Raw genomic sequence first — 765 nt, 5'->3', positions numbered from 1 at the left:
TCGGTGCGCCTATTTTCATTTGGATGTTGGTGAAGAGTCATGATGCGCGTTAAGCATATAGCGGTTGGAAGTCGTTTGCTGCCACTTTCATTTGAATGCAAAGCTGGCGAAGTCGTCCACGTTGTCGGACCAAACGGCTCTGGTAAGAGTACGTTACTCGCAGCGATTTCTGGCACATTAACTGGCAGGGACGGAGCGAGCGGTGAAGTTCATGTGGATGACAAAAACTTGCTCACGTTATCTTTGTCGGAACAAGCTTATGTTCGCGGTTACTTATGTCAGCAATCTAGACCTGCATTTAACGTCGATGTTTTTCAATATCTTGCGTTGTCGTTGCCAAGTGGCGCTGCGATCACTGATGGTAAAGTTCGTGATGCCGTTAATATGGTGGTCGAGCTCGTCCAACTGCAAGATAAGTTGCACCGCAGCATTCAAACGCTATCAGGCGGCGAGTGGCAACGCGTACGCTTAGCGGGTGTATGCCTACAAGTGTGGAGAACGATAAATCCATACTCGCAGTTGTTGATTTTAGATGAGCCAGCCGCTCCGCTCGACATCGCTCAAGAAGGTTTGTTGTATCAGTTAATCAATGCTATCGCGGCGCAAGGTATTAGCGTGCTCGTGGCGAATCATGATTTGAATCGCACCCTTAAACATGCCGATAAAGTGTTATTGCTCAGTAATGGTGTGTTGCATGCGTCGGGCAGGGCGGATGACGTGCTCTCCGAGACTGGTCTCGCTGAAGTGTTCAAAACTCAGGTCAGA

The 765-nt window shown here is 48.9% G+C and carries 1 protein-coding gene; it reads left to right on the top strand.

Going from position 1 to position 765, the window contains the following annotated elements:
• Window positions 1-39: 39 nt before the first annotated feature.
• Window positions 40-765: vitamin B12 ABC transporter ATP-binding protein BtuD (gene btuD, locus R7Q48_RS26760; RefSeq protein WP_318133261.1), on the top strand; the 726-nt coding region annotated here is incomplete at its 3' end.

This window comes from Vibrio sp. 378, from assembly GCF_033339435.1.
Note: the sequence above shows the minus strand (reverse complement) of the source record. Positions and strands in the feature narration are given on the sequence as shown.